This is a genomic window from Stenotrophomonas sp. NRRL B-14846 (assembly GCF_050473585.1).
In the GTDB taxonomy this organism is placed as follows: domain Bacteria; phylum Pseudomonadota; class Gammaproteobacteria; order Xanthomonadales; family Xanthomonadaceae; genus Stenotrophomonas.
In genome coordinates, this window is record NZ_JBFLUN010000022.1 from 2,817,448 (window position 1) to 2,842,678 (window position 25,231).

Here is a 25,231-nt window from a genome sequence, read left to right on the forward strand (position 1 = left end):
GCACGGAGGCCCCACGCATGCAGCCATCCCCCTGGACACCCCCTGCCAGCAGTTCGCCCACGTCGGTCCTGCTGGTGGAGGACGACCGTCGCCTGGCCGAACTGGTGAGCGACTACCTGCACGAACATGGCTTCGCCGTGCAGCACGTGCCCCGTGGTGACCTTGCCGGTGCGGCCTGCCGACAGCATGCCCCGGAACTGGTGGTGCTGGACCTGATGCTGCCCGGCCTCGGGGGCATCGATGTGTGCCGGCAGATCCGCAGCTTCTCCGATGTGCCGATCCTGATGCTGACCGCCTGCGAGGACGACATCGAGCAGGTGCTGGGCCTGGAATCGGGTGCCGATGACTATGTGCACAAGCCGATCGAACCACGCCTGCTGCTGGCCCGCCTGCGCGCCCTGCTGCGCCGCCGCCACGGCAGCAGCAACACCGGCACGCCCAGCCGGCTGATGCACGGGCAACTGCTGATCGATCGCATGCAGCGTGAAGTGCACCTGCATGGCGCGGCGGTGGATGTGGGCACCACCGAGTTCGAGATCCTGTGGCTGCTGGCCAGCCAGCCGGGGCAGATCCTGTCGCGTGACCAGATCCTGCAGGCGGTGCGCGGCATCGGCTTCGACGGCCTGGACCGCAGCGTTGACGTCTGCATCGGCAAGCTGCGCCGCAAGCTCGGCGATGATGCGCGCGAGCCACGGCGGATCAAGACCGTGTGGGGGCGCGGCTACCAGTTCAATCCTGCGGCCTGGTCGGAATGAAGCGGCTGTTCCTGTGGCTGTGGTTCGTCACCGGCGCCTGCTTCCTGGCCTCGGTGTTCTTCCTCAACCACATCCTGGATGGCATCTACACGCCCGTGCAGGATCGCGTGTTCGTGGAGCAGGTACGCGGACAGGTGTACGCCCTGCGCAGGGACCTTGCGGGCCTGGACGCCGGCCAGCAGCGTGAGCGCCTGCAGCAGTTGCAACCACACTACGGCATCGCCCTGACCCTGCTCGACAATCCTCCCGCGCTCACGCCGCAGGAACAGGCGGCCGTGCAGGCCGATGGCTTCATCGTGCGCGATCAGTACCAGCAGGTCCTGCTGCCCATCGAGGGCATCGGCGGCCGCTGGCTGCACCTGCGCCTGCCCGGCGCGGTGCAGATGACGATGTACATGACCATCGCGGCCTACCTCAGCATCCTGCTGCTGGTCGGCGCCAGCCTGTATGCCTGGGTACGCCTGCTCTGGCGCGATCTGGAAGCCCTGCGCCGGCACGCAGATCGCATCGGTGCCGGCGATCTGCAGGCGCGCGCGCAGGTTTCGCCACGCTCGCAGATACGCGTCATCGTCGACCATTCCAACCGCATGGCCGCACGCGTGGCCGAGCTGGTGCAGCGCCAGCGCGACCTCACCCACGCCATTTCGCACGAACTGCGCACGCCCATCGCGCGCGTGGCCTTCGGCCTGGACCTGATGCAGGACAGCGATGATCGCGAACGCCGCGTACGGCTGGCACAAGGCCTGCACGGCGACCTGGCCGAGCTCAACCGGCTGGTCAGCGAACTGCTGGCCTACGAACGGCTGGAGCATCCGAGTGAGGGCGAACCGATGCAGCGGATTGAAGCCAACGACTGGCTGCAGGCCTGCCTGGCCGATGCCCGCCGCGATGCCGAACGTGCCGGCCTGGTGCTGCGCGTGCAGCCCAGCGCCCTGCCGCGGGTGGATGCCGAGCCACGCCTGCTGCAGCTGGCGCTGAGCAATCTGGTCGGCAATGCGCTGCGCCACGCGCGCTCGCAGGTGGAAGTGTCGCTGGTGGGTGTGGGCGGACGCGCCTGCCTGCGCGTGGATGATGACGGCCCGGGCATCGCCGAGGCCGACCACGAAAAGGTGATGCGCCCGTTCACCCGCCTGGATGACAGCCGCAGCCGTGATACCGGCGGCTTCGGCCTGGGCCTGGCCATCGTCGGCCGCATTGCGGCCCGCCACGGTGGCGAGCTGCGCATCAGTCGCGCCAGCCTCGGTGGCGCACGCCTGGAAATGCACTGGCCGCTGGCTGCCAGCTGAACGCGCTGGGCCGCGATTACAGTTGATTACAACTCCCGCACAACTGCGGACGGATCGGTCGCCGGCGTATCGCCACGCTGGCGACCCTGCAGCACTCGCCGGATGCGCGCGCTGCTTTCCTCCCATTGCCGAGAGTTTCCATGTCCCAGCTTCGCCGTTCCCCCACCCTGCTCTGCCTGGCCCTGCTGCCGCTGTTTGCCACGCCGATCGCCCACGCCAAGGATGACCACTGGACCTTCGAGCTCGCCGCCGGTGGTGGCGTGACCCCGCGCTACAGCGGCAGCGAGGAGTATCGTGCGACGCCGTCGCTGTCTTTCGATGTCACCTCGCCGGGAGGCTGGTTTCTGGGCACCAGTGGCATCGGCTGGGGCACCGCCCTCGGCGAGCACACCCGCGTGCGCGCCTACGTCGGCGCCAGCGGCATCCGCAAGGACAAGGACTCGCTGCTCGGCGGTTCGGACTTCCTGCGCGGCATGGGCGATATCGATACCCGTCCCCTGGTCGGCGTCTCGGCTGGTTATACGCTGGGCGAAGCCGTGCTGAGCGGCTCCTGGCAGTTCACCCGCAAGGACGAGGACAAGGCCGAGAACGGCCTGGCCACCCAGCAGATCCACCTGAACCTGACCCTGCCGCTGTTCGACCTGGCCGGAGGCGTGGTCAGCGGCAGCGTGTCCACCGACTACGGCAACCGTGGCTACATGCAGACCTGGTACGGCGTCAGCCCGGAACAGGCCAAACGCACGGGCTTCGCCGAGCACAAACCGAAGGCCGGCCTGGTCAGCGCCGGTGTCGGCCTGAAGTGGAGCCACCGCGCGGGCCGCAACGGCAACTGGTACATCTCGGCCGAAGGCACGCGCCTGCTCGGCGATGCGGCCGACAGCCCGATCGTGCAGAAACCCAACCAGTTCGGGCTGATGAGCGGGTACACACACCGCTTCTGAGAGCGCGCCGGGCCGGGCCCGGCGTTACTCACAGGAAACGGGGCGCTGCGGTCAGGCAGCGCCCCGATGGACTCACGCCTTGGCGAACACCAGATGGCCGCCGTCGTTGCCGACTTCGATGGTGTCGCCGTTGACGAAGGCGCCGGACAGGATCTTCTGCGCCAACGGGTTTTCCAGCTGCGCCTGGATCGCGCGCTTCAACGGGCGCGCGCCATACACCGGATCGAAACCGACGTTGCCGAGCAGGTCGAACGCTGCGTCGGACACCATCAGCTTCAAGCCACGCTCGGCCAGGCGCTTTTTCAGGCCACGCATCTGGATGCGCGCGATCTGCTTGATCTGCTGCTTGTCCAATGGGTGGAACACCACGATGTCGTCCAGGCGGTTGATGAACTCCGGGCGGAAGTGCGCCTGCACCACGCCCATCACCGCCGCCTTCATCTGCGTGTAGGCCTCCGGACTGTCGTCGGCGCTCATGTCCTGGATCTGGTGCGAGCCCAGGTTCGAGGTCATCACGATGACGGTGTTGCGGAAGTCCACGGTGCGGCCCTGGCCATCGGTCAGGCGACCGTCGTCCAGCACCTGCAGCAGGATGTTGAACACATCCGGATGCGCCTTCTCCACTTCGTCCAGCAGGATCAGCGAATACGGACGGCGACGCACGGCCTCGGTCAGGTAGCCGCCTTCCTCGTAGCCGACGTAGCCCGGGGGGGCACCGATCAGGCGGGCGACGCTGTGCTTCTCCATGAACTCGCTCATGTCGATGCGGATCATCGCGTCGGCACTGTCGAACAGGAACTCGGCCAGCGACTTGCACAGTTCGGTCTTGCCGACGCCGGTCGGGCCGAGGAACAGGAACGAACCGGCCGGGCGATTCGGATCGGACAGGCCAGCGCGCGAACGGCGCACGGCATCGGAGACAACCCTGATCGCTTCCTCCTGGCCGACCACGCGGTTGTGCAGCACCTCTTCCATGCGCAGCAGCTTGTCGCGCTCGCCTTCGAGCATCTTGTTGACCGGGATGCCGGTCCAGCGCGACACGACCTCGGCGATTTCCTCGTCGGTGACCCGGTCCTGCACCAGCTTGAAGTCCTTGTGCTCGGCTTCCTGGGCGGCGGCCAGCTGCTTTTCCAGCTGCGGCAGCAGGCCGTACTGGATCTCGCTCATCTTGGCGAAATCCTGGCGGCGCTGCGCCGATTCCAGCTCCAGCTTGGCCTGCTCGACCTGCTCCTTGATCTTCGTTGCACCCTGCAGCGCGGCCTTCTCCGACTTCCAGATTTCATTGAGGTCGGAGAACTCGCGCTCCAGCGCATCGATGTCGTTCTCCAGGTCGGCCAAGCGCTGCCGCGAGGCTTCGTCCTTTTCCTTCTTCAGCATCTCGCGCTGGATCTTCAGCTGGATCACCCGGCGTTCCAGGCGGTCCAGTTCTTCCGGCTTGGAGTCGATCTCCATGCGCAGGCGCGAGGCCGCCTCGTCCATCAGGTCGATGGCCTTGTCCGGCAGCTGGCGGTCGGTGATGTAGCGGTTGGACAGCGTCGCAGCGGCAACGATGGCCGGGTCGGTGATCTCCACCCCGTGGTGCACCGCATACTTTTCCTTCAGCCCGCGCAGGATGGCGATGGTGTCCTCCACCGACGGCTCACCCACGAACACCTTCTGGAAACGGCGCTCCAGCGCAGCGTCCTTTTCGATGTACTTGCGGTACTCATCCAGCGTGGTGGCGCCCACGCAGTGCAGCTCGCCACGTGCCAACGCCGGCTTGAGCATGTTGCCGGCATCCATCGCGCCGTCGGCCTTGCCGGCGCCGACCATGGTGTGCAGCTCATCGATGAACAGGATGATCTGCCCTTCGCTCTTGGCGAGGTCGTTGAGCACGCCCTTCAGGCGTTCCTCGAATTCGCCACGGAACTTGGCGCCGGCGATCAGCGCGCCCATGTCCAGCGACAGCACGCGCTTGCCGCGCAGGCCCTCGGGCACTTCGTCGTTGATGATGCGCTGGGCCAGGCCTTCCACGATCGCGGTCTTGCCAACGCCAGGTTCGCCGATCAGCACCGGGTTGTTCTTGGTCCGGCGCTGCAGCACCTGGATGGTGCGGCGGATTTCCTCGTCACGGCCGATCACCGGATCGAGCTTGCCGCTCTCGGCACGCGCGGTCAGGTCGATGGTGTACTTCTCCAGCGCCTGCCGCTGTTCCTCGGCATTCTCCGACTGCACGTTCTCGCCGCCACGCAACTTGTCGATCGCGGCCTGCAGGCGGGTCTTGTCGGCACCGGCGGCGCGCAGCGCCATGCCCAGCGTGCCGCCGTCGTCCAGCGCCGCCAGCACGAACCACTCGCTGGCGATAAAGGCATCGCCATTCTGCTGCGCCAGCTTGTCGGTCTGGTTCAGCAGGCGCCCCAGGTCATTGCCCATCGAAACGTTGCCGGCCTGCCCGGACACCTTGGGCAGTGCGTCCAGCGCCTCGGTCAGGCGCTCGCGCAGCACCGGCACGTTCACCCCGGCCTGGGCCAGCAACGGGCGCGTGCTGCCGCCCTGCTGGTCCAGCAACGCGCTGAACAGGTGAACCGGTTCGATGATGCTGTTGTCGCGGCCCACGGCCAGCGACTGTGCGTCTGCCAGCGCCTGCTGGAAACGCGAGGTGAGCTTGTCCATCCGCATTGCGAATCCTCATCGGTCATCAGGGCCGGCCCGCGCCGGCGATGCTGGAAAGATGCGGTTGCCCCACCCCGTTTCAAGGGTGGCTGCGACTGCACCCCGAGGCCAGTCAGCCTGTGGCCAGCATGCCGGAACGGGTGTGGTCGGCGCGTTGATCCCGATCAGTTCCGTGCAGTGGAGGGACTCAGCGGGTGATCGCGCTGCGGATCGCCCGCAGCTGCTGCTTGACCGCCCGCGCCTGCGCCGGGTCCATGCGCAGCAGGGCCTTCTGCCCGATCGAGCGGGACTGCAGGGTGGGATCGACGAAGCGATAGCGGCCGCGCTCATCGCGCTGCACCAGCGGCGCCTGGGCCAGTTCCGGGGTCTCCAGCAGGTGGTCGATCACCGTGACCAGGCGGTCGTTGAAATAGCCCTCGGGCCGCCCAAGGTCGACATAGGCCTGCTGGATCAGCGGATAGAAGCGTTTGTAAGCGGTAGCCGTTGCCACCGGGTCCAGCGCAGTGAACGCCTGCACGTAGGGCGCATAGCGCGCCGCATTGCTGGCGGCGATGCGTTCACCGCCTTCGCCCGGCTCGACCTGCAGGTTGCCCGGCAGCGGGCGCGCGGCCAGCGCGGTCGGCGGCACGCTGGGCTTGTCCAGGTTGTCGACCTGGGTAACCAGGCGCTGGATCAGATGATCGCGCAGCAGCAGGGTCAGCGGACCCTCGCCCTGGAACAGCTGGTTCAGCGCGCCCCAGGCAGCGGCATCGCTGTCAGCCAGCTTCGGCAGTGCCGGGTCGGCGGCGGCCTCGGTATCCAGCGGATGCCGGATCGATGGGGGTGCCGACGCGGGCTCTGCGGCTGCCGTCGGTTGTGGCGGTGCGCCGGTACTGGCGGGGGTCGATTGCACCGGCACCGAAACACCGTCTGCCAGGCTCTTCAGCTGATCGCGGAACAACCAACCACCCGCGCCACCGATCACCACCACGCCCAGCACCCAGGGCCAAACCGCCTTTCCACTCTGCATGATGCAGCACCTCGTTTCACACGCATGGAAAAGGTGTGACCCCATCGATTGCAGCCGGTTCCCCGCCTGTTCCGCTGCCGTTCGGGTTCAGGCCTGCACCAGAACCGCGCTCACGCCTGCTTTGCACTGCCCGCGCGAGGCTATGAGTTCTGTCCTGTGGAGGCACTCCCATGCAGTACGCGCTGTACTACTGGACCGGCATCCAGGGCCGTGGCGAGTTCGTGCGCCTGGCGCTGGAAGATGCCGGCGCCGACTACATCGACATGGCGCGGGTGCACGGCGATGCGGTGATGCAGCCATTCCTGGATGGCAGCAGCGAGGGCCCGCAGCCCTTCGCACCGCCGTTCCTCAAAGCGGGCCGCCAGGTCATCGCGCAGGTCGCGGCCATCCTGGATTTCCTCGGCCCGTCGCTGGACCTGGTGCCGCAGGCCGCCTCACGCCGGCTGCAGGCGCTGCAACTGCAGCTGACCATCGCCGACCTGGTGGCCGAGGTGCACGACACCCACCATCCGATCGCCGCATCGAAGTACTACGAAGAACAGAAGACCGAAGCCAAAGCGCGTGCCGCGTCCCTGCGCAGCGAACGACTGCCGAAGTTCCTGGGCTACTTCGAACACGTGCTGGCCGCCAACGGTGGCCGCCATGCACTGCGCGAGCATTCGTATGTGGATCTGTCGCTGTTCCAGCTGCTGAGCGGGCTGGACTACATGTTCCCGCGGCGCATGCAGGCGCTCGGCCCCACCCTGCCCCGGCTGCGCGCGCTGCAGGAGCGGGTGGCGAAACGACCCAACATTGCCGCCTATCTGGCCTCGGCGCGGCGGTTGCCGTTCAACACCAACGGCATCTTCCGCCACTACCCCGAGCTGGATGCGGAACGGTAGTGCCGGCCGCTGGCCGGCAATCGCACGATGCGTCCGAGGTCCATGAGCATGCCGGCCAGCGGCCGGCACTACCGTGGGGTCAGCTGTTCTCACCCAGCGGTTTCACCGCCTGCTTCTGCAGTGACAGCAGGCCCAGCAGCAGCGCCAGTGCCACGTAGGCGCCGGCGAACTGCCAGCTGATGATGCGCGCCAGCCCGTCCAGATCCCACGGCAGGTAGATGCCACCACGCGGATCCACCGAATGGATCAGGCCGAACAGGGTCAGACCCGCGGCCACCAGCAGGAAACCGCAGGCACGGCGCAGGCGGCCATCGACCATCGCGGCTACCGCCGAAATCCACAGCATCGAGGTGATGATGAAGCCGTTGCCGAGGGTGAAGATCACCGCCAGCTCAGGCAATCCGTGGCCATCCAGTTTGGTCAGCAGTTGCGGCAGCTGGTCCGGCGCGATCCAGCCCGGCGCCTTGATCGCCAGCAGGTAGGCCACCGACGGCAGGAAACCGAACACCATCGCGCCGGTGTGGTGGCGCGGCGTGGCCTGGAAGGCCTGGGTGGTGATGTCGATGGCCACGTACACGATGATCGGTGCCAGCACCGCCAACGGCAGCCACTGCACCAGCCCGGAGATGATGCCGAGCATGCCGCCGATGCCGACGAACAGGCCGGTCAGCAGCGTGTAGCCGCTGCGGGCGCCCATGTGCTTGTACGCCGGCTGGCCGATGTACGGTGTGGTCTGCGCCACGCCGCCGCAGACACCGGCCACCAGCGTGGCCACCGCTTCCACCAGCAGGATGTCGCGGGTGCGGTAGTCATCGCCGGCCGCGCGCGCGCTTTCGGACACGTTGATGCCACCGACCACCATCAGCAGGCCGAATGGCAGCAGCAGCGGCAGGTAGGTCATCGCGGTGGGCAGGCCGTCGAGGAAGCCCAGCGTCGGCAGCGGCAGCACCACCTGCGGCGGTACCCACGCCGGCACATGGAAGCCCGGCGCGCCCAAGCCAGCCAGGCCGAGGCCGTAATACAGCACGGTGCCGAACACGAAGGCCAGCAGCACGCCCGGGCCACGCACCGGCAGCTTGCCCTTGGCGATCAGCACGTACAGCAGCAGGCCCAGCGTGGTGAAGCCGACCAGCGGCGAGCGCAGCGTTTCCAGCAGCGGCAGCAAGCCCATCAGCACCAGCGCGATGCCGGCGATGGAACCCAGCAGTGCGGCACGCGGCAGTGCGCGGGTAACCGCTTCGCCGAAGAACGACAGCACGAACTTGAGCACGCCCATGATCACCAGCGCGGCCATGCCCAGCTGCCAGGTAGCGATGCCCGCGGCATGCGGATCCATGCCCTGCTGCTTGAAGGCGATGAAGGCCGGGCCGAGCACCAGCAGGGCCATGCCGATGCTGGTGGGTGCATCCAGGCCCAGCGGCATGGCGGTGACATCGTCGCGGCCGGTACGCGCGGCCAGCCGGCGCGCCATCAGGGTGTACAGCAGGTTGCCGACCAGCACGCCGAAGGCGGTGCCGGGGAACATGCGGCCGAACACCACGTCGGCGGGGAACTGGAAGATCCCGACCAGGGCCATGGCGATGAAGCCGAGGATGGAGAGGTTGTCGACGACCAGGCCGAAGAAGCCGTTGAAGTCACCGGCGACGAACCAGCGACGCGGTGCGGCGGAAGCGGGAGCGGACATGGAAGGGGCGGTGGGGGTGGGGACCGCCGATGGTAGGCCCAGCGGGGCCAGCGCGCCAATTCCGTCGTGGAATGATGGGTTCCAGCCAACGGCGGAGCCCCTCGTGGCTGGGCGCGAACAGCGATGACCTCGGCTGGGCCGGGCGGGTAGATGGCGCGGGGGACGCCGTAAACCCATCCCTGGGGGCTTGGCCGCGGCATCCATGCCGCGGACACCCCCGCGCCACCTACCCGCCCGGCCCCTGACAGTTTCCTGCGCGTGCCAGCCACGGAAGAGAATCAAAAGATCAAAAGCAAAGGCAGGCGCTCGTTGTAGAGCCGAGCCCATGCTCGGCTGCTGTACGCGAAGCCTCTGAGCCGAGCATGCTCGGCTCTACAAGAACAATTCGATCATTTCCACGCTATCCACGCATGGCGTGGATCTACCGGCAGATCGCGATGATCTGTCGAAGGCGGGGTGGGTCCGGTTGCGGGGGCGTGAGCCGCATGGATGCGGCGACCGAGCTTGCATGGACGTACTTGCAGCGCCCCCGAAACCGGACCCACCCCGCCATCCCTCAGAAACCTGCTCCTGCTGTTGGTGTTGCCGGCCAGCGGCCGGCACTACCGCGGGTGCAGGGCGCCGCCCTGCGTCGACCAACCCCTCACTTCTTCAGGAAGTTGTCCACCAGCAGATGCTTCACGTCGTCGAAGCGGCCGTTCAACACCGCCTTGGCCGCATACAGCGCCGTACCGGCCACCTGCTTCGCCTCGATCTGCGGCGGCATCACCAGCTCGGCGCGGCTGGTGTGCACGTCCAGCAGCGCCGGTCCACGCTGGGACAGGAAGTCCTGCACCGCTTCCTCCAGATCCTCGCTGCGGGTCACGGTGCGGCCGTGGAAGCCGATCACCTCGGCCAGGCGGCCGAAGTCCGGGTTCTTCAGGTCGGTGTAGTTGTCCAGAAGGCCCTCCACCTTCTGCTCCAGCTCGACGAAATTCAGCGAGCCGTTGTTGAACACCACCACCTTGATCGGCAGATTCTCCTGTACCGCCGTCAGCAGGTCGCCCAGCAGCATTGCCAGGCCACCATCACCGGACAGCGAAATCACCTGGCGGCCGGGGAACGCCTTCTGCAGGCCGAGGGCCTGCGGCATCGCGTTGGCCATCGTGCCGTGCAGCAGGCTGGTCAGCGTGCGGCGGCGACCATTCACCCGGATATGCCGCAGCACCCACACCATCGGCGAGCCGCCGTCGGCGGTGAACAGCGCGTCGTCTGTCGCGTACTTCGACAGCAGCGCGGTCAGGTGCTGCGGGTGGATCAACTCGCCTTCGCCCGGTTGTTCTTCCTGTTCGCGCTTCTTCAGCGCCTTGTCACGGCGCTCGATGCACTCGTCCAGGAAACTGCTGTCCTCGCGCGGCGGCAGCATCGGCAGCAGGGCGTCCAGCGTCGGTGCGATGTCACCGACCACGCCCAGGTTCACCGGATGGCGGCGGCCGAGGTGGCTGCCATCGCGGTCGACCTGGATGATCGTGGCCTTGTCCGGGTAGAACTGGCCCCACGCGAAATCGGCGCCGAGCAGCAGCAGCGTGTCGCACTCCATCAGCGTGTGGAAGCCGGATTCGATGCCGAAGATGCCGGTCATGCCCATGTTGTAAGGGTTGTCCGGCTCGACGAAGTCCTTGGCGCGCGAGGTGTGCGCGATCGGGGCCTGCAGGCGCCGGGCCAGCTCCAGCAACTGCGGGTGTGCGCCCTTGCAACCGGCACCGGCATAGATGCCGATGCGCTTGCCCTGCCCCAGCAGCTCAGCGATGCGCTGCAGCTCGGCATCCGATGGGCGCAGCACCGGCTGGGTGTAGTGCACCGAGAACGGCACATCGTGCTTCACCTCGGCCTGGCTGATATCGGCGGGCAGGATCACCACCGCCACGCCGCGGCGGCTGATCGCGGCCTGGCAGGCCAGCGTGACCACACGTCGCGCCTGTTCGGCGCTGTGCACCTGCTCGCAGAACACCGAACAACTGGCGTACACCGCTTTGAAGTCCACTTCCTGCGGGAATTCCATGCCCAGTTCGCTGGTCACCACCTGGCTGGCGATCAGTACCATCGGCGCGCGGTTGCGGTTGCTCTCGAACACGCCGTTGATGAAATGCAGGCTGCCGGGGCCGCAGGAACCGGCGCACGCGGTCAGCTCGCCGCTCACCAGCGAATCGGCGCCGGCGGCGAACGCTGCCACTTCTTCATGGCGCACATGCACCCACGCAATCTCGCTGCCATGCATCGCATCGGTCACATGGTTGAGCGTATCGCCCACGATGCCGTAGCAACGGCGGACACCGGCCTGCTGCAGGGCGTCCACCACGATTTCGGCCACGCGCTTGCTCATCGGATACATCCTCGAACGGGGGAACGTCCGAGGCTAGACCCGGTGAAGTGATGCCCCCGCAAAAAAAGGGGACGGAGGGAATTAAGTCGTTAACGGCACAAACGACTTAATTCCCTCCGTCCCCTTTTTTTTCTTCAATCGTTGACGTTGATCCAACCTTCCACCGCGCCCTGCTTCGGGTTGCGGTAGCGCAGCTTCAGCCAGCCGTCCTGTTCATCCAGCAGTTCCACGCGGTCGCCCTGCACCAGATAGCGCTTCGTACTGGAAGCACCGGGCCGATCGAACAGGAACAACCGCGCGGGCACCACGGTGGCCTGCTGGCCACGCAGCGGTCCATCCGGCGGTGCGCCCAGGCCATCGCCGATGGCGCTCTCCAACACACGACCAGCGGGATCATAGGTGCGCCAGACCGCCAGCGGGCCCTGCTCGTCGGTCTGTTCCCAATGCAGCGCGGCGTTCACCGTGTCGCCCAGCATCAGCACAGTCTCGCTGCGGTAGAGGTAGAGCGTTGCACCCGAAAACCGGTACTGGTCGGTGTACCACATCGGGCCGCTGCGGCAGCTGCTGGTCAGGGTGCGGCTCGGACGGTCGACACTCAGCCCCATCAGGTCACCGCAGCTGTCCTTGCCGTGGGTGTCGGCCTGCAGCGCGCGGAACCCGGCACTGGACGGATCGAAGCGATAGACCGTCACCGCTTCGTTGACCATGCCCACCGATGCACGTGCAATCAGTTCCGGGTAGCCATCGAAATCGACGTCCTCCAGACCCCATCGCGAATTGCCGTCGGCATCCGCCGCACCCTCCAGCCTCTGGCGCTTGCCCGACGGCGACAACTGCACCGCGATGCTGCCGTCCTGCTGGGGATCGGCGTGCGCCTGCACGTGAGCGGCGACCTGGAACCGTAGCGTCTCGCCGCCGTCCTCATTCGCCTCCGCCGTCGGCAGCCACAGGCCTGCCAACACCAGGCCCAGCATGCATTCCCTGTGGTTCATCATTGCTCCCTGCGGCACCGCGCTGGCACCTTCACCTCAGAACGATACCTCGACCGGCTGCCGCGACCACAGCACCGATTGATGCTTGGTCTGCTGCTTCCACGCCAGGCGGATCGCCTCGATATCGGCGCGGCGCTGCGGGGTGTCCTCGTGCAGCACCACCAGCACCTTGGTGCGCAGGCGATTGGGCGAGGCATCGCCGCGGAACAGCCACTGGCCGTAGGCATCGAACACGGTCAGGCCATCCGGGAAGCGCGGGGTGACTTCCTTGTCCAGGAAGGTGCGCCACTGCGCCTCGCTGATGGTGTCGGCCTGCGGGCGGTTGCCGGCGCCCTGCTCTTCACCCACCCCGAAGTACAGCTCGCTGCGCACCCAGCCGTGGCCAGCGGACGGCCGTGCGGCATCGCCCTTCAGTTCGGCGGTGGTGGCAGTGGCATAGGCGCTGGGCGCCCGCGAGGACAGGCTGGCGCAGCCACTGGTGGCCAGCAGCACGGCGAAGACGAGGCCAAGGTGTTTCATCGGTACAGCTCCGGGGAAGGGGGACAAGGCGAGCCGGCAGCGTACAGCGCCACCGGCCCGGTGTGCTGATGCCAACAGGGCATCAGCTCATGCCGGACCGGCAGGGACTTGCATCCGCACCGGTCATCACGCGAAGATAATATATCGCTTCATCCGGATGGATGTAAGTGAAACCATCTCCCCCTTCCCCGTCGTCGTTGTTGCTGGAGCCCCCATGTCCGCCCGCCTCCCCGCGTCGCCGCTCGGCCTCGCCATCGCCCTCGCGCTTTCCTCCGCTGCCGTCCCGGCCCTGGCCCAGGACGCCACCAACCTGGACACCGTGATCGTCACCGGCACCCGTGCCGCCGACCGCACCGTGCTCGAATCCACCTCGCCGGTGGATGTGCTCACCGCCGAGGACATCCGCAAGGCCGGCGTGGTCAATGGTGAACTGGGCAGCGCGCTGCAGGCGTTGTTGCCGTCGTTCAACTTCCCGCGCCAGTCCAACTCCGGCGGCGCTGACCACGTACGTGCGGCGCAGCTGCGTGGCCTGTCGCCGGACCAGGTGCTGGTGCTGGTCAATGGCAAGCGCCGCCACCACACCGCGCTGGTCAACACCGACAGCAAGATCGGCAAGGGCACCACGCCGGTCGACTTCAACTCGATTCCGGTCAGTGCGATCAAGCGCATCGAAGTGCTGCGTGACGGCGCTGGTGCGCTGTACGGCTCGGATGCGGTGGCCGGCGTGATCAACGTGATCCTCGACAACGGCGGTGACGGCGGCGAGATCGAGGCCAGCTACGGTGCCAACCACACCGACCTCAAGCCGATCGGCCGCACTCTCACCGACGGCCAGACCGGCAACATCAGCGCCAAGGTCGGCACCTCGCTGGGCGAAGATGGCGGCTTCCTGCGCGTCGGCCTGGAGTACAAGCACCGCAACGGCACCAACCGCGCCGGCTTCGACCAGATTCCGCCGTGGGACCAGACGCCGGACAACCTCGCGCTGCAGGGCAAGCGCAACTATGTGCTGGGCGATGGCAAGAGCAAGGACATCAATCTGTGGCTGAACACCGAGATTCCGGTGGGCCAGACGTCGACGTTCTACGCGTTCGGCACCTTCAACCAGCGTGACACCGAAGGCGCGAACTACTTCCGCTATCCCGACGGCGATGCCAACTGGAAGCAGGTCTATCCGAACGGTTACCGGCCGATCTCCGAAGGCGAGAACCGCGACGTACAGGCCGTGGCCGGTGTGCGCGGCCAGTGGGGTGAATGGAGCTACGACGGCAGCCTGGATTACGGCCAGAACGACTTCACCTACCGACTGCGTGATTCGCTCAACGCGTCGCTGGGCCCGACCAGCCCGACCCGCTTCAAGACCGCCGACTACGAATACGCACAGACCGTGGGCAACCTCGACCTGAGCCGCGTGTTCACCCAGAGCGACAGCATCAGCCACACCCTGGGCCTGGGCGTGGAAGCACGCCACGAGCGCTACCAGACCCGTCCCGGTGACCCGGCCAGCTACGCCGCCGGCCCCTACACCGATCGCCCGACCGGCTCGCAGGCCGGTGGCGGCCTGACCCCGCAGGATGCGGCCCGCCTGTCGCGCGACGTGGCCAGTGCCTACGCCAGCCTGTCCAGCCAGTTCGGCGAGAAATTCTCCACCGATCTGGCCGCACGCTACGAGCACAACGACGACTTCGGCGGTGAACTGACCGGCAAGCTCGGCCTGCGCTATGAATTCACCCCGGCGTTCGCGCTGCGCGGTGCCATCTCCAACAATTTCCGCGCGCCGTCGCTGGCGCAGATCGGCTACGAATCCACCTCCACCGGCTACAACGCCGGCGGACAGCTGGTGCAGGGCCGCCTGCTGTCGGTCAACAATCCGATCGCACGCGGCCTGGGTGCGCAGAACCTCAAGCCGGAAAAATCGATCAACACCTCGCTGGGCTTCACCAGCCGCATCGGTGAGCACTTCGACCTTTCGCTGGACTTCTTCCAGATCGACATCGATGACCGCATCGCGCTGTCGGAGAGCATCACCGGCGATGCGCTGACCGACTACGTGGCGGCCAACTACGGCGTCAGCGGCCTGCAGAGCGCAAGCTTCTTCGTCAACGCGGCCGATACCCGCACCCGCGGCGCCGAGCTGGTGAGCAACTGGCGCCAGTCGCTGGGCGATGGCCAGCTGCTGCTGACCGGCACCTATGCGTACACCAAGACCACGCTGAAGAACGTGCTGGCCACGCCGGCGCAGCTGCGCGCGCTGAACCCGGACTACGTGCTGTTCGGCATCGAAGAGACCAACACCCTCACCGATGCCACGCCGCGTACGCGTGGCAGCTTCTCGGCCGCATGGAGCAACGACCACTGGTCGCTGAGCACCCGCGTGAACCGCTATGGCAGCGCCACCCGCGTGTTCAACTTCGGTGATGGCTACATCCCGCGCCAGACCTACCAGGCCGAATGGCAGCTGGATGCGGAAGTGGAGTACCGCATCACCCCGCGCTGGAGCGTGGCCATCGGCGGCCAGAACCTGACCGACAACTACCCGGATCGATCCAACAGCGATATCCACTACTTCGGCAACCTGCCGTACGACGTGCTGTCGCCGATCGGCAGCAACGGCGCGTACTACTACGGTCGGGTCCGCTATACGTTCTGATTGCATTGGGTGTGATTGCCTTGGGTGGGTGCGGACCGTTGGTCCGCACACGGTAGTGCCGGCCGCTGGCCGGCAACTTCATGATCCGGGTGCGGATCTGCTTTGGGTGGGTGCGGACCGTTGGTCCGCACTGCCTGGGCTCGATGCAGGGTGACCTGCCGTGCCGACCAACGGTCGGCACCCACCGAAGCAGGGTCGTAGCCTGCCCTCGACCCCACGTACACGCCCACGCTGGCAAGCTGGGCGTCATGGCTGAACCGCTCCCCCTGCGTCCGCCACCGCCATTGCTGGACGACGCCTGCGCGTTGTTCCTCGATGTCGACGGCACCCTGATCGAATTCGCTGCACGCCCGGATGCCGTGCAGCTGCTGCCGGATGTGCGTGAAGCCATCGGCCGCATCAGCGACCGCCTGGAAGGTGCCGTGGCACTGGTCAGCGGTCGCCCGCTTGCACAGCTGGACCAGCTGTTCGCGCCGTTGAAACTTCCCGCCGCCGGCCTGCATGGGCATGAACTGCGCGGCGAGGACGGTCGTGTGCTGCGTGACGAACACGACGACGACACCGCCGAATGGCTGCATGCGCTGCACCAGCAGGCGATGCGCTTTGCCCACGGCCATCCCGGCGTGCTGGTGGAAGACAAGGGCGTCGGCCTGGCGCTGCATTGGCGCGGTGCGCCGCACGCGGCAAGTGATGTGCGCGCCTTCGCCGACCGCCACGTCCGTGGCCGTGCCAGCTACCGCCTGCAACCGGGCGACCACGTCGTTGAATTCGTTCCCGTCGGCACCGACAAGGGCCGCGCCGTGCGGCGGATGATGCAGTACCTGCCGTTCCGTGGCCGCCTGCCGGTGTTCCTCGGCGATGACCTGACCGATGAGTTCGGCTTCGACGCCGCCAACGGCCAGCATGGCTGGAGCGTGCTGGTGGGCGAACGTGAACCCAGCAAGGCGGTGTTCGCGCTGCCCGACATACGCAGCGTGCACGCCTGGCTGCGAGAGAATGCCTATTGACCCGGCCAACCCCCACGGCCGCAACCGAGATGTACCGCGTGATGACCCAACCCGATCTTGATCTGGGCGTGGTCGGCAACGGCAGCTTCGGCGCCCTGGTCGACAAACGTGCCCGCGTTGTCTGGAGCTGCCTGCCCACCTTCGACGGCGACCCCACCTTCTGTGCCCTGCTTGGCCCCAACCAGCAGACCGGTGGCGACTTCGCCATCGAGCTGGAGGACTTTGCCAGCAGCGAGCAGGAATACCTGACCAACACCGCGATCCTGCGCACCGTGCTGCGCGACGCGCACGGCGGCGAACTGGAAATCCTCGATTTCGCCCCGCGCTGGCGGCAGAACGACCGCTTCTACCGCCCGGTCAGCCTGATCCGCCAGGTGCGCCCGCTGGCCGGCAGCCCACGCATCACCGTGCGCGCACGGCCGCTGGCGGACTGGGGCGCGCGCGTGCCCGAGTCCACCTGGGGCAGCAACCATGTGCGCTGGATCCTGCCCGAGCACGTGCTGCGGCTGACCACCGATGTGCCGGTGCGCTTCATCCGCGATGGCCTGCCGTTCGTGCTCAACCACCCCATCCACCTGATCCTGGGCGTGGATGAATCGCTCAACCGCTCGATCAGCGGCTACGTGCAGGAAGCCTTCCAGCGCACCCGCGACTACTGGCGCGAATGGGTGCGCTACCTGTCCATTCCGCTGGAATGGCAGGACGCGGTGATCCGCAGCGCGATCACCCTGAAGCTGTGCCAGTACGAGGACAGCGGCGCGATCATCGCGGCGATGACCACCTCCATACCGGAAGCCCCCGGCAGCGTGCGCAACTGGGACTACCGCTACTGCTGGCTGCGTGATGCGGCGTTCGTGGTGCGTGCGCTGAACCGTCTCGGCGCAACGCGCACGATGGAACAGTTCCTCGGCTACATCTTCAACCTGGCCACCACCGACGGCACGCTGCAGCCGCTGTATGGCATCGGCTTCGAGGCCAAGCTGGACGAAGACGAAGTACCCAGCCTGTCCGGCTACCGCGGCATGGGCCCGGTGCGGCGCGGCAACCTGGCGTGGGTGCAGCGCCAGCACGATGTCTACGGCAGCGTGGTGCTGGCCTCCACCCAGCTGTTCTTCGACCGCCGCCTGCAGGACCCGGGGGATGCGCACACCTTCGCCCGCCTCGAACCCTTGGGCGAGCAGGCATTCGCCCTGCACGACGTACCCGATGCCGGCCTGTGGGAATTCCGCGGCCGCACCGAAGTACATACCTACACCAGCGCGATGTGCTGGGCGGCGTGCGACCGCTTGTGCAAGATCGCCGTGCGCCTGAAGCGCGATGACCGCGCCCATTACTGGCGCGAGCGCGCCGACACCATCCACGCGCGCATCATGGCCGAGTCCTGGAGCGAAGAACTGGGCCACTTCACCGATACCTTCGGCGGCCATCGCCTGGACGCCTCGCTGCTGCTGCTGGCCGACATCGGCTTCATCGACGCGCTGGATGCCCGCTTCGTGGCCACCGTTGAAGCCATCGGGCGCGACCTCAAGCATGGCAATTCGCTGTACCGCTATGTCGCACCAGATGACTTCGGCGAACCGGAAACCAGCTTCACCATCTGCACGTTCTGGTACATCGATGCGCTGGCCGCCATCGGGCGCCTCGACGAGGCACGCGGGATGTTCGAACTGCTGTTGAAGCAGCGCAACCATCTGGGCCTGCTGTCGGAGGATCTGGCCTTCGACAGCGGCGAAGCCTGGGGCAACTTCCCGCAGACCTATTCGCACGTCGGCCTGATCACCGCCGCGATGCGCCTGTCGCGGTCCTGGCAGGAGGCATCGTGAGTCGTCTGGTTGTGGTTTCAAACCGCGTGGCCGTACCGGGCGAGAACCGTGCCGGCGGCCTGGCGGTGGGCCTGCTGGCCGCGCTGAAGGAACGCGGCGGCATGTGGTTCGGCTGGAGCGGCAAGAGCGTGCGCGACGGCAGTGGCACGCTGCACACGCAGAAGGACGGCGACATCGAGTTCGTCACCCTGGACCTGAGCAAGCGCGAGGTCGATGGCTATTACAACGGCTTCGCCAACCGCACGCTGTGGCCACTGCTGCACTTCCGCCTCGATCTGGTCGACTACGACCGGGGCACCCGCGAGACCTACTACAAGGTCAACGCGCTGTTCGCCGACAAGCTCGCGCCGCTGCTGCGCGAAGATGACATCGTCTGGATCCACGACTACCACCTGATCCCGCTCGGCGCGCTGCTGCGCGAGCGTGGTATCGGCTGCCGCATCGGCTTCTTCCTGCATATCCCGATGCCGTCGGCCGACCTGCTGCAGGCCATGCCCGACCACCTGCGGTTGTTCTCGGCGCTGTACGCCTACGACCTCGTCGGCTTCCAGACCCAGCGCGATGCGGATCGCTTCCAGACCTACCTGCGCCTGTTCGGCGGCGGTCGCGTACTCGACAACGGCGAGCTGGAAGCACCGGGCGGCCGCCGCTTCCGTGCGGCCGCCTTCCCGATCGGCATCGACACCGAGCTGATCGCGCGCCAGGCCGGTACCGCCGCCACCAAGGCCGCCGTAAAGAACCTGCGCGCCAGCCTGCGTGATCGCCAGCTGGCGATCGGCGTGGACCGCCTGGATTATTCCAAGGGCCTGCCCGAGCGCTTCCTCGGCTTCGAACGGTATCTTGAGCGCCATCCCGACCAGCGCGGCTCGCTGACCTACCTGCAGATCGCCCCGGTCTCGCGCGGCGATGTCACGGAGTACCGGCAGCTGCGCAGCCAGCTGGAGCAGATCGCCGGCCACATCAACGGTGGCCACGCCGAGCCGGACTGGACGCCGCTGCGCTACGTCAACCAGAACTTCACCCATGCCACCCTCACCGGTTTCTACCGTGCGGCGGCAGTCGGCCTGGTCACGCCGCTGCGCGATGGCATGAACCTGGTGGCCAAGGAATACGTGGCCTCACAGGACCCGGAAGATCCCGGCGTGCTGGTGCTCTCGCTGCTGGCCGGCGCCGCCGACGAACTGAAGCAGGCGCTGCTGGTGAACCCGCACGACCTGGACGGCGTGGCCGACGCCATCGCCACCGCGGCAACAATGTCGCTGCGCCGGCGCAAGGAACGCTGGCACGCGATGATGGAACACCTGCGCACCTACGACATCAACCACTGGCGCCGCAGCTACTTGGACGCGCTGGAAGGCTGAGGAAAAAAGGGGACGGAGGGGATTAAGTCGTTTGTGCACAAACGACTTAATCCCCTCCGTCCCCTTTTCTTCAATCCAGGAACCGCGCAGCCTGCTCCGGTGCAGGCAGATGGCAGGCGTCATGCCGTCCGAACCAGCGATAGCGATTGCGCGCCAGCGTCCGATACGCCGCATCGCGCCAGCGACGCGGCACCATCCGCAGTACGCTGCTCAGGCGCCAGGCGCCGCCCAGGCCCGTCAGTACGCGCAGGATGGCATCGGTATCGGTCCAGGCGCCCTGTGCGTCCAGCAGCAGGAACGACATCGGGTCCTGCGGGTCCAGCCCGTGCGCGCGCAACATCGCGCTGCCCTGCTGCCCCTGCATCGCCGCAAAGCGGTAGCGCCCCTTGCGGTCGAAACGCAGCAGGAAGCGCACCCAGCGGTTGCACAGCGCGCACACACCATCGAACACGATCACCGCGCTGCCCGCCTCGGCGGCAGCATCACTGCGGTTCGAGCCAGCCTTCATAGCGGATCAGGGCTCCAGCCCAGGGCAGCGTCACATCGACCAGGAAAGTGTAACGCTCACCCTGCCAGGCTTCACGGCAGCGCACACCGCCAAACCAGCGCGTCGGCAGCGGCAGCAGACCGAAGGCCCAGACCCGCCGCACCGACCAGTCGATGCCACCGTCGCAGGCCTGCAGGTCGAACTCGAAACGCACTGCACCCAATTGCTCGCGCAGATACCCTTCGTGCGCCCACAATCGCGACACCATCGGCCAGCGGCCAAACCGCCGCGCCCATTGCTCGCCCTGCCCGCGTGCACTGAACGCCACTTCGGTGGGCAGCGCGTCGCCGTCTTTCGGCAACCGCGCCAGCGCGGCCAGCAGCGGCACCAGCCAGTGCCGCCCACGCTCGATGCGCGCCTGCCCCACGTAGCGGCAGGGCAACGGTGTGGCATGCAGCGCCTGCACCGGCGCTGCCAGGGTGGCGAAGGCCGGCCCCAGCACCCGCGCGAACAGTGGCGGCGTCAGGGCGCGATCCAGGCCAGGGTCGCCATGCGCCCGGTACGACGGTCGCGCCGGTGCGAATAAAGGTCAGGATCGGCCATGGTCGACACCGTGCCGCCATACACCTGCGCCGGGTCCATTCCCGCCGCCTGCAAGCGCTGCCGCGCCAGCGCGAACAGGTCCACCTTCCAGTGTCCCGGACGGGTAGCCACGAACGCCGCCTCGGCGGCCGGATCATGGCCGACGAAGGCGTGGTAGACCTCCTCGCCGATCTCGTAGTCGGCCGGCCCGGCGGCCGGCCCCAGCCACGCGCGCAGCTGCGCAGGCGGCGTCTGCATCGCGGCCACCGTGGCCTCCAGCATGCCGTCGGCCAGCCCACGCCAGCCGGCATGGGCCGCGCCCACCTCGCTGCCATCGGCCGCGGCGAACACCACCGGCAGGCAGTCGGCGGTCAGGATCGCCAGCACCACGCCCGGTACCGAAGTCACCGCGGCGTCGGCCACCGGTTCGCTGGCGCCGGCCACCGGCGGCGCGGTGAAGCGCAGCACGGTGCTGCTGTGCACCTGGCGCAGCCAATGCGGTGCCGAGGGCAGCGCCAGTCCCTGCTGCAGCAGCTGGCGGTTGTGCTCCACGTTGGCCGGGGTATCACCATCGGCCGCGTGCCGGTTGCCCAGGTTGAACTGCGCGAACGGCGCTGGCGAGATGCCCGCGCCATGCCGACGCGTGGTCAGCGCATGGACGCCTGCCGGCGCCGGCCAGTCCGCCTGCAGCAACGGCAGCGCGGCCGCCATCACCAGCGGTCCCGCTCGCGGGCAGCGAAGGCTTCGCTGTCCTCGCGCAGCACCTTCATCAGGTGCAGCATGTCCTCCGGCACCGGCGCGGTATTGCGCACCGGCTCACCGGTGATTGGGTGCATGAACTCCAGGGTCTCGGCGTGCAGGGCCTGGCGCTTGAAGCCGCGAAGCGCGGCCACCAGCTCGTCGCTCGCGCCCTTGGGCAGCTTCAGCGCACCGCCGTACAGCGGGTCGCCGATGATCGGGTGGCGCACGTGCGCCATGTGCACGCGGATCTGATGGGTACGGCCGGTTTCCAGGCGGCACTCCAGCGCGGTGTGCGCACGGAAGCGCTCGCGCAGGCGGTAGTGGGTCACCGCTTCCTTGCCGTCCTCGCGCACCGCCATCTTCAAGCGGTCGCGCGGGTGGCGGTCGATCGGGGCATCGGCGGTACCGCCCGCCACCAGCGCGCCCATCACGATGGCCAGGTACTGGCGGTGCACGTCACGTGCCGCCAGCTGCTCGACCAGCGCGGTCTGCGCTTCCAGGGTCTTGGCCACCACCATCACGCCGCTGGTGTCCTTGTCCAGGCGGTGCACGATGCCCGCGCGCGGCAGCACCGCCACCGACGGGTCGCGGAACAGCAGGGCGTTGACCAGGGTGCCGCTGTGGTTGCCGGCGCCGGGGTGGACCACCAGGCCGACCGGCTTGTTGATCACCAGCACGTGCTCGTCTTCGAACAGCACGTCCAGCGGGATGTCCTCCGGCTGCGCGTCGGTCTGGGTTTCCAGCACCACATGGAGGGTCACCACCTCGCCGCCGCGCAGCGGATCGCGCGGGCGCACCTGGGCGCCGTCCAGCAGGACGTCACCGGACTTGATCCACTCGGTCAGGCGCGAACGCGAGTATTCGGGGAACAGTTCGGCCACGACGGCGTCGAAACGACGGCCGGCAGCGGTGTCGGGGACGATGGCCTGGCGGGCCGATTCAGAGGGTTGTTCAGACATGGCAGGGGGCATTCTTTGAAATTTTGGGGTCCCGGCGGCCGGTTTCAGTCGCTGGACAGGACACTAGGCTATCATCGACCCTTCGTATTCCAGCCGCGTCCCGCCTCGACCCCATGATCCGACGCTCCGCCATGCTCTCCGCGCCCGTCCGCCTCACCGCCCTGCTGCTGGTGCTGGTCATCGCCGCAACCGGCTGCCATCGCGGCGCCAAGAAGGGTGATCGCCCCGATGAAGGGACGCCGGTCGAACAGCTGTACGAGAAAAGCCACAAGCTGATGCAGGGCGGCAACTGGAGCGGCGCCGAAGCCAGCTTCCGCCGCCTGGTGGCCCAGTACCCCTACGGCCCCTACACCGAGCAGGCGATGATCGAAACCGCCTACGCCCAGTACAAGGCCGGCAAGCACGATGACGCGGTGTCCAGCATCGACCGCTTCATCCGTACCTACCCGACGCACCGCAACATCGCCTACCTGTACTACCTGCGCGGCCTGGCCAACTCCAACCGCAGTACGGTTTTCCTGCGCCGCGTATGGTCGCTGGATGCCAGCCGCCGCGATCTGTCCACGCCGCACCAGGCGTACTCGGACTTCAACATCGTGGTTGATCGTTACCCGAACAGCCGCTACGCCGCCGATGCGCGCCAGCGCATGCTGGAGCTGCGTGACGTGTTCGCCCAGCACGAGCTGGACAACGCCCTGTACTACATGCGCCGCGGCGCCTGGGTCTCGGCCGTGGGCCGCGCCAACTACCTGCTGGAAACCTACCCGCAGAGCGCCTTCCAGTACGACGCCGTGGCCGTGCTGGCCGATTCCTACACCCACCTGGGCAACAAGACCCTGGCCGACGACGCCCGTCGCGTCCTGCAGCTGAACCAGCCGGACCACCCGTGGCTGGAAGGCAAGTGGCCGAAGTACCCGTGGATGATCCGCAAGCTGAACCCGTTCGCCGGCGAGAAGTCCGCCAGCACCGGCCAGCGCAACGCGCGACTGGAAAAGAAGTAAGAGAGGGCCCCGAAAGGGGCCCTTCCCTTTTGTAGCGTCGAGCCATGCTCGACTGCTTCCTGCAGGACGCTCAACGCGCGACGGCATCCCGGGGCCCGCCTAGGAGTTCTACGAATCCCCGGCGGATGCGACGCCGGTCGCAACCCGCCCGGGCGAGGCCCTCCACACTGCGGCGCAACGGCCATCCCGGCCGTCAAGGAGCGCCCATGTTCCCACTGCCCCTGCGTTTCCGGCCTCTCTCGTGCGTCATCGCCACCGCCCTGCTGGCGCTGTCCCCGGCCCCCCTGACAGCTGCACCGGTCGCACCGGGCGACCTGCTGTCTGCAGCCCCCTATCGCGCAACCTGGGTGCCGTCCAAGGCCGTGCAGGCCTACAAGCTGCACTACCGCACCCCGGACCATCGCGGCCAGCTGGCCGAAGGCACGGGCCTGCTGTACCTGCCCACCGGCGCGGCGCCTGCAGGCGGGTGGCCGGTGGTGTCCTGGGCACATGGCACCCAGGGCATTGCGGATCGCTGCGCGCCCTCGGTGTCCGGCCCCTACCAGCCCGAACGCGATGGGCGCTTCCTCGATCAGTTCCTGGCCCAGGGCTACGCCGTGGTCGCCGCCGACTACCAGGGGCTCGGAAGTCCGGGCGACCATGCCTATCTGCACGTCCGCACGGCCGCGCGCAACGCCATCGATCTGGTCAAGGCCAGCCGCCAGTACCTGGGCAACGCAACGCTGTCGCCGCGCTGGGTCTCGGTCGGCCATTCGCAGGGCGGTGCCGCCGCGCTCACCGCAGGCCACATCGCATCCACCTACGGTGGGCCGTCGTTGCAGTACCGTGGCAGCTTCACCACCGGCACGCCCACGGCGGTTGAATTGACCGCATTGGTGATGACGCCGGACAACCGCACCGCCAATCCTGGCGCACTCAATGCGTATCACGCGTATCTGCTCGACGGGCTGCTGCAGGTCGCGCCGCAGATCGATCGCGCCCTCAGCGACACGGGCCGCGCCCGCGTGGCAATGGCACGCGAGCAGTGCCTGGGCGAACTGGCTGCCACGCTGGACGGCGCGGATACCGGCAGCATGTTCACCGCACCGCTGACCAGCGTGCCGGGCATCTGGGCGGTGCTGTACGACTATCTCGGCGTACCGCGCCGCGGCTTCAGCCAACCGCTGATGCTCGGCCATGGCAGCGAGGATCGCGATGTGCCCTATCTGACCACCCTGCTGTATGCCGCAGGCCTGGCCCTGCGTGGCGAGCCGGTCGCGTTCCGGCGCTACCCGGTCGACCATCGCGGCACGCTGGACGCAGCAGCGGCCGATGGCCTGGCGTTCGTGCGTGCACGACTGGGGGACGGCCACTTCGATGAAGCCACCGAAACCGCCGGCCTCGAACAACTGCTCGACGACGTTCGGTAGATCCACGCCATGCGTGGATACGCGGTGTACGGGGTTGCCGGCCAGCGGCCGACACTACCGATCCCGGTAGATCCACGCCATGCGTGGATACACGGTGTACGGGGTTGCCGGCCAGCGGCCGGCACTACCG

General features: G+C 67.5%; 20 protein-coding genes. 10 read left to right on the forward strand and 10 right to left on the reverse strand.

The annotated features are described in order from the left end of the window. Window positions 1-17 precede the first annotated feature (17 nt). The 3 genes from AB1281_RS15240 (at window position 18) to AB1281_RS15250 (ending at window position 2,982) form a co-directional block, all read left to right on the forward strand. Window positions 18-755, forward strand: coding sequence for a response regulator transcription factor (locus AB1281_RS15240; protein ID WP_075676450.1), 738 nt, complete (start codon window positions 18-20; stop codon window positions 753-755). Further along, window positions 752-2,041, forward strand: a complete 1,290-nt coding sequence (locus AB1281_RS15245; RefSeq protein ID WP_430346299.1) for an ATP-binding protein — start codon at window positions 752-754, stop codon at window positions 2,039-2,041. The genes AB1281_RS15240 and AB1281_RS15245 overlap by 4 nt, the downstream gene beginning before the upstream one ends. A 140-nt stretch (window positions 2,042-2,181) precedes the next feature. Then, complete coding sequence (locus tag AB1281_RS15250) at window positions 2,182-2,982, forward strand: MipA/OmpV family protein (RefSeq protein WP_164116304.1); 801 nt, start codon at window positions 2,182-2,184, stop codon at window positions 2,980-2,982. Between the two features lie 72 nt (window positions 2,983-3,054). Here AB1281_RS15250 and clpB read toward each other — a convergent pair whose 3' ends face one another. Together clpB and AB1281_RS15260 are read right to left on the reverse strand one after the other, a co-directional pair. Beyond that, window positions 3,055-5,640, reverse strand: a complete 2,586-nt coding sequence (gene clpB, locus AB1281_RS15255; RefSeq protein ID WP_430346300.1) for an ATP-dependent chaperone ClpB — start codon at window positions 5,638-5,640, stop codon at window positions 3,055-3,057. A gap of 181 nt (window positions 5,641-5,821) precedes the next feature. Then, a complete protein-coding gene (locus AB1281_RS15260; protein WP_430346301.1) occupies window positions 5,822-6,643 on the reverse strand; it encodes a DUF3014 domain-containing protein in 822 nt (273 codons plus the stop codon). Window positions 6,644-6,813: 170 nt separating this feature from the next. On the opposite strand from AB1281_RS15260, the gene AB1281_RS15265 reads away from it, so the two are divergent. Next, window positions 6,814-7,524: a glutathione S-transferase gene (locus tag AB1281_RS15265; RefSeq protein WP_101765969.1), complete on the forward strand. Its 711-nt coding sequence runs from the start codon at window positions 6,814-6,816 to the stop codon at window positions 7,522-7,524. A 79-nt stretch (window positions 7,525-7,603) separates the two neighbouring features. Here AB1281_RS15265 and AB1281_RS15270 read toward each other — a convergent pair whose 3' ends face one another. The 4 genes from AB1281_RS15270 to AB1281_RS15285 all read right to left on the reverse strand — a co-directional run bounded on the left by AB1281_RS15270 (window position 7,604) and on the right by AB1281_RS15285 (window position 13,081). After that, window positions 7,604-9,208 (reverse strand): hypothetical protein, encoded by a 1,605-nt coding sequence (locus AB1281_RS15270; RefSeq protein WP_075676438.1) that lies wholly within the window; start codon window positions 9,206-9,208, stop codon window positions 7,604-7,606. Between the two features lie 643 nt (window positions 9,209-9,851). After that, window positions 9,852-11,570, reverse strand: a complete 1,719-nt coding sequence (locus AB1281_RS15275) for a thiamine pyrophosphate-dependent enzyme (protein WP_430346302.1) — start codon at window positions 11,568-11,570, stop codon at window positions 9,852-9,854. A 134-nt stretch (window positions 11,571-11,704) separates the two neighbouring features. Next, entirely contained in the window at window positions 11,705-12,562 is an 858-nt protein-coding gene (locus AB1281_RS15280; RefSeq protein ID WP_430346303.1) for an XAC2610-related protein, read from the reverse strand. A gap of 36 nt (window positions 12,563-12,598) precedes the next feature. Continuing rightward, window positions 12,599-13,081: a DUF3574 domain-containing protein gene (locus tag AB1281_RS15285; RefSeq protein WP_430346304.1), complete on the reverse strand. Its 483-nt coding sequence runs from the start codon at window positions 13,079-13,081 to the stop codon at window positions 12,599-12,601. A gap of 214 nt (window positions 13,082-13,295) precedes the next feature. On the opposite strand from AB1281_RS15285, the gene AB1281_RS15290 reads away from it, so the two are divergent. The 4 genes from AB1281_RS15290 (at window position 13,296) to otsA (ending at window position 19,922) form a co-directional block, all read left to right on the forward strand. Then, window positions 13,296-15,731, forward strand: coding sequence for a TonB-dependent receptor plug domain-containing protein (locus AB1281_RS15290; RefSeq protein ID WP_135967235.1), 2,436 nt, complete (start codon window positions 13,296-13,298; stop codon window positions 15,729-15,731). 248 nt (window positions 15,732-15,979) lie between these two features. Next, window positions 15,980-16,738 carry a trehalose-phosphatase gene (gene otsB / locus AB1281_RS15295; RefSeq protein WP_101765975.1) on the forward strand — a complete coding sequence of 253 codons (759 nt, stop codon included), beginning with the start codon at window positions 15,980-15,982 and terminating at the stop codon, window positions 16,736-16,738. A gap of 41 nt (window positions 16,739-16,779) precedes the next feature. Further along, the gene (locus tag AB1281_RS15300; RefSeq protein WP_164116290.1) at window positions 16,780-18,561 is read left to right on the forward strand and encodes a glycoside hydrolase family 15 protein; all 1,782 of its coding nucleotides are present in this window, start codon (window positions 16,780-16,782) and stop codon (window positions 18,559-18,561) included. Then, window positions 18,558-19,922, forward strand: coding sequence for an alpha,alpha-trehalose-phosphate synthase (UDP-forming) (otsA, locus tag AB1281_RS15305; RefSeq protein ID WP_430346305.1), 1,365 nt, complete (start codon window positions 18,558-18,560; stop codon window positions 19,920-19,922). Before AB1281_RS15300 ends, otsA begins: the two co-directional genes overlap by 4 nt. A gap of 70 nt (window positions 19,923-19,992) precedes the next feature. Here otsA and AB1281_RS15310 read toward each other — a convergent pair whose 3' ends face one another. The 4 genes from AB1281_RS15310 to rluD are packed head-to-tail and all read right to left on the reverse strand — an operon-like array spanning window position 19,993 to window position 22,691. Continuing rightward, window positions 19,993-20,430 carry a thiol-disulfide oxidoreductase DCC family protein gene (locus tag AB1281_RS15310; RefSeq protein WP_430346306.1) on the reverse strand — a complete coding sequence of 146 codons (438 nt, stop codon included), beginning with the start codon at window positions 20,428-20,430 and terminating at the stop codon, window positions 19,993-19,995. Then, the gene (locus AB1281_RS15315) at window positions 20,405-20,911 is read right to left on the reverse strand and encodes a DUF4166 domain-containing protein (protein ID WP_430346307.1); all 507 of its coding nucleotides are present in this window, start codon (window positions 20,909-20,911) and stop codon (window positions 20,405-20,407) included. Before AB1281_RS15315 ends, AB1281_RS15310 begins: the two co-directional genes overlap by 26 nt. 20 nt (window positions 20,912-20,931) lie before the next feature. After that, window positions 20,932-21,702 carry a peptidoglycan editing factor PgeF gene (gene pgeF / locus AB1281_RS15320; RefSeq protein ID WP_430346308.1) on the reverse strand — a complete coding sequence of 257 codons (771 nt, stop codon included), beginning with the start codon at window positions 21,700-21,702 and terminating at the stop codon, window positions 20,932-20,934. After that, window positions 21,702-22,691, reverse strand: coding sequence for a 23S rRNA pseudouridine(1911/1915/1917) synthase RluD (gene rluD, locus AB1281_RS15325; RefSeq protein ID WP_014038257.1), 990 nt, complete (start codon window positions 22,689-22,691; stop codon window positions 21,702-21,704). Before rluD ends, pgeF begins: the two co-directional genes overlap by 1 nt. A gap of 113 nt (window positions 22,692-22,804) precedes the next feature. Between rluD and AB1281_RS15330 the strand changes: the two genes are divergently transcribed. Both AB1281_RS15330 and AB1281_RS15335 read left to right on the forward strand, forming a co-directional pair. After that, on the forward strand, window positions 22,805-23,692 hold the full coding sequence (locus AB1281_RS15330) for an outer membrane protein assembly factor BamD (RefSeq protein ID WP_042358918.1): 888 nt from the start codon (window positions 22,805-22,807) through the stop codon (window positions 23,690-23,692). Window positions 23,693-23,898: 206 nt separating this feature from the next. Beyond that, complete coding sequence (locus tag AB1281_RS15335; protein ID WP_430346309.1) at window positions 23,899-25,101, forward strand: lipase family protein; 1,203 nt, start codon at window positions 23,899-23,901, stop codon at window positions 25,099-25,101. Window positions 25,102-25,231: the final 130 nt, after the last annotated feature.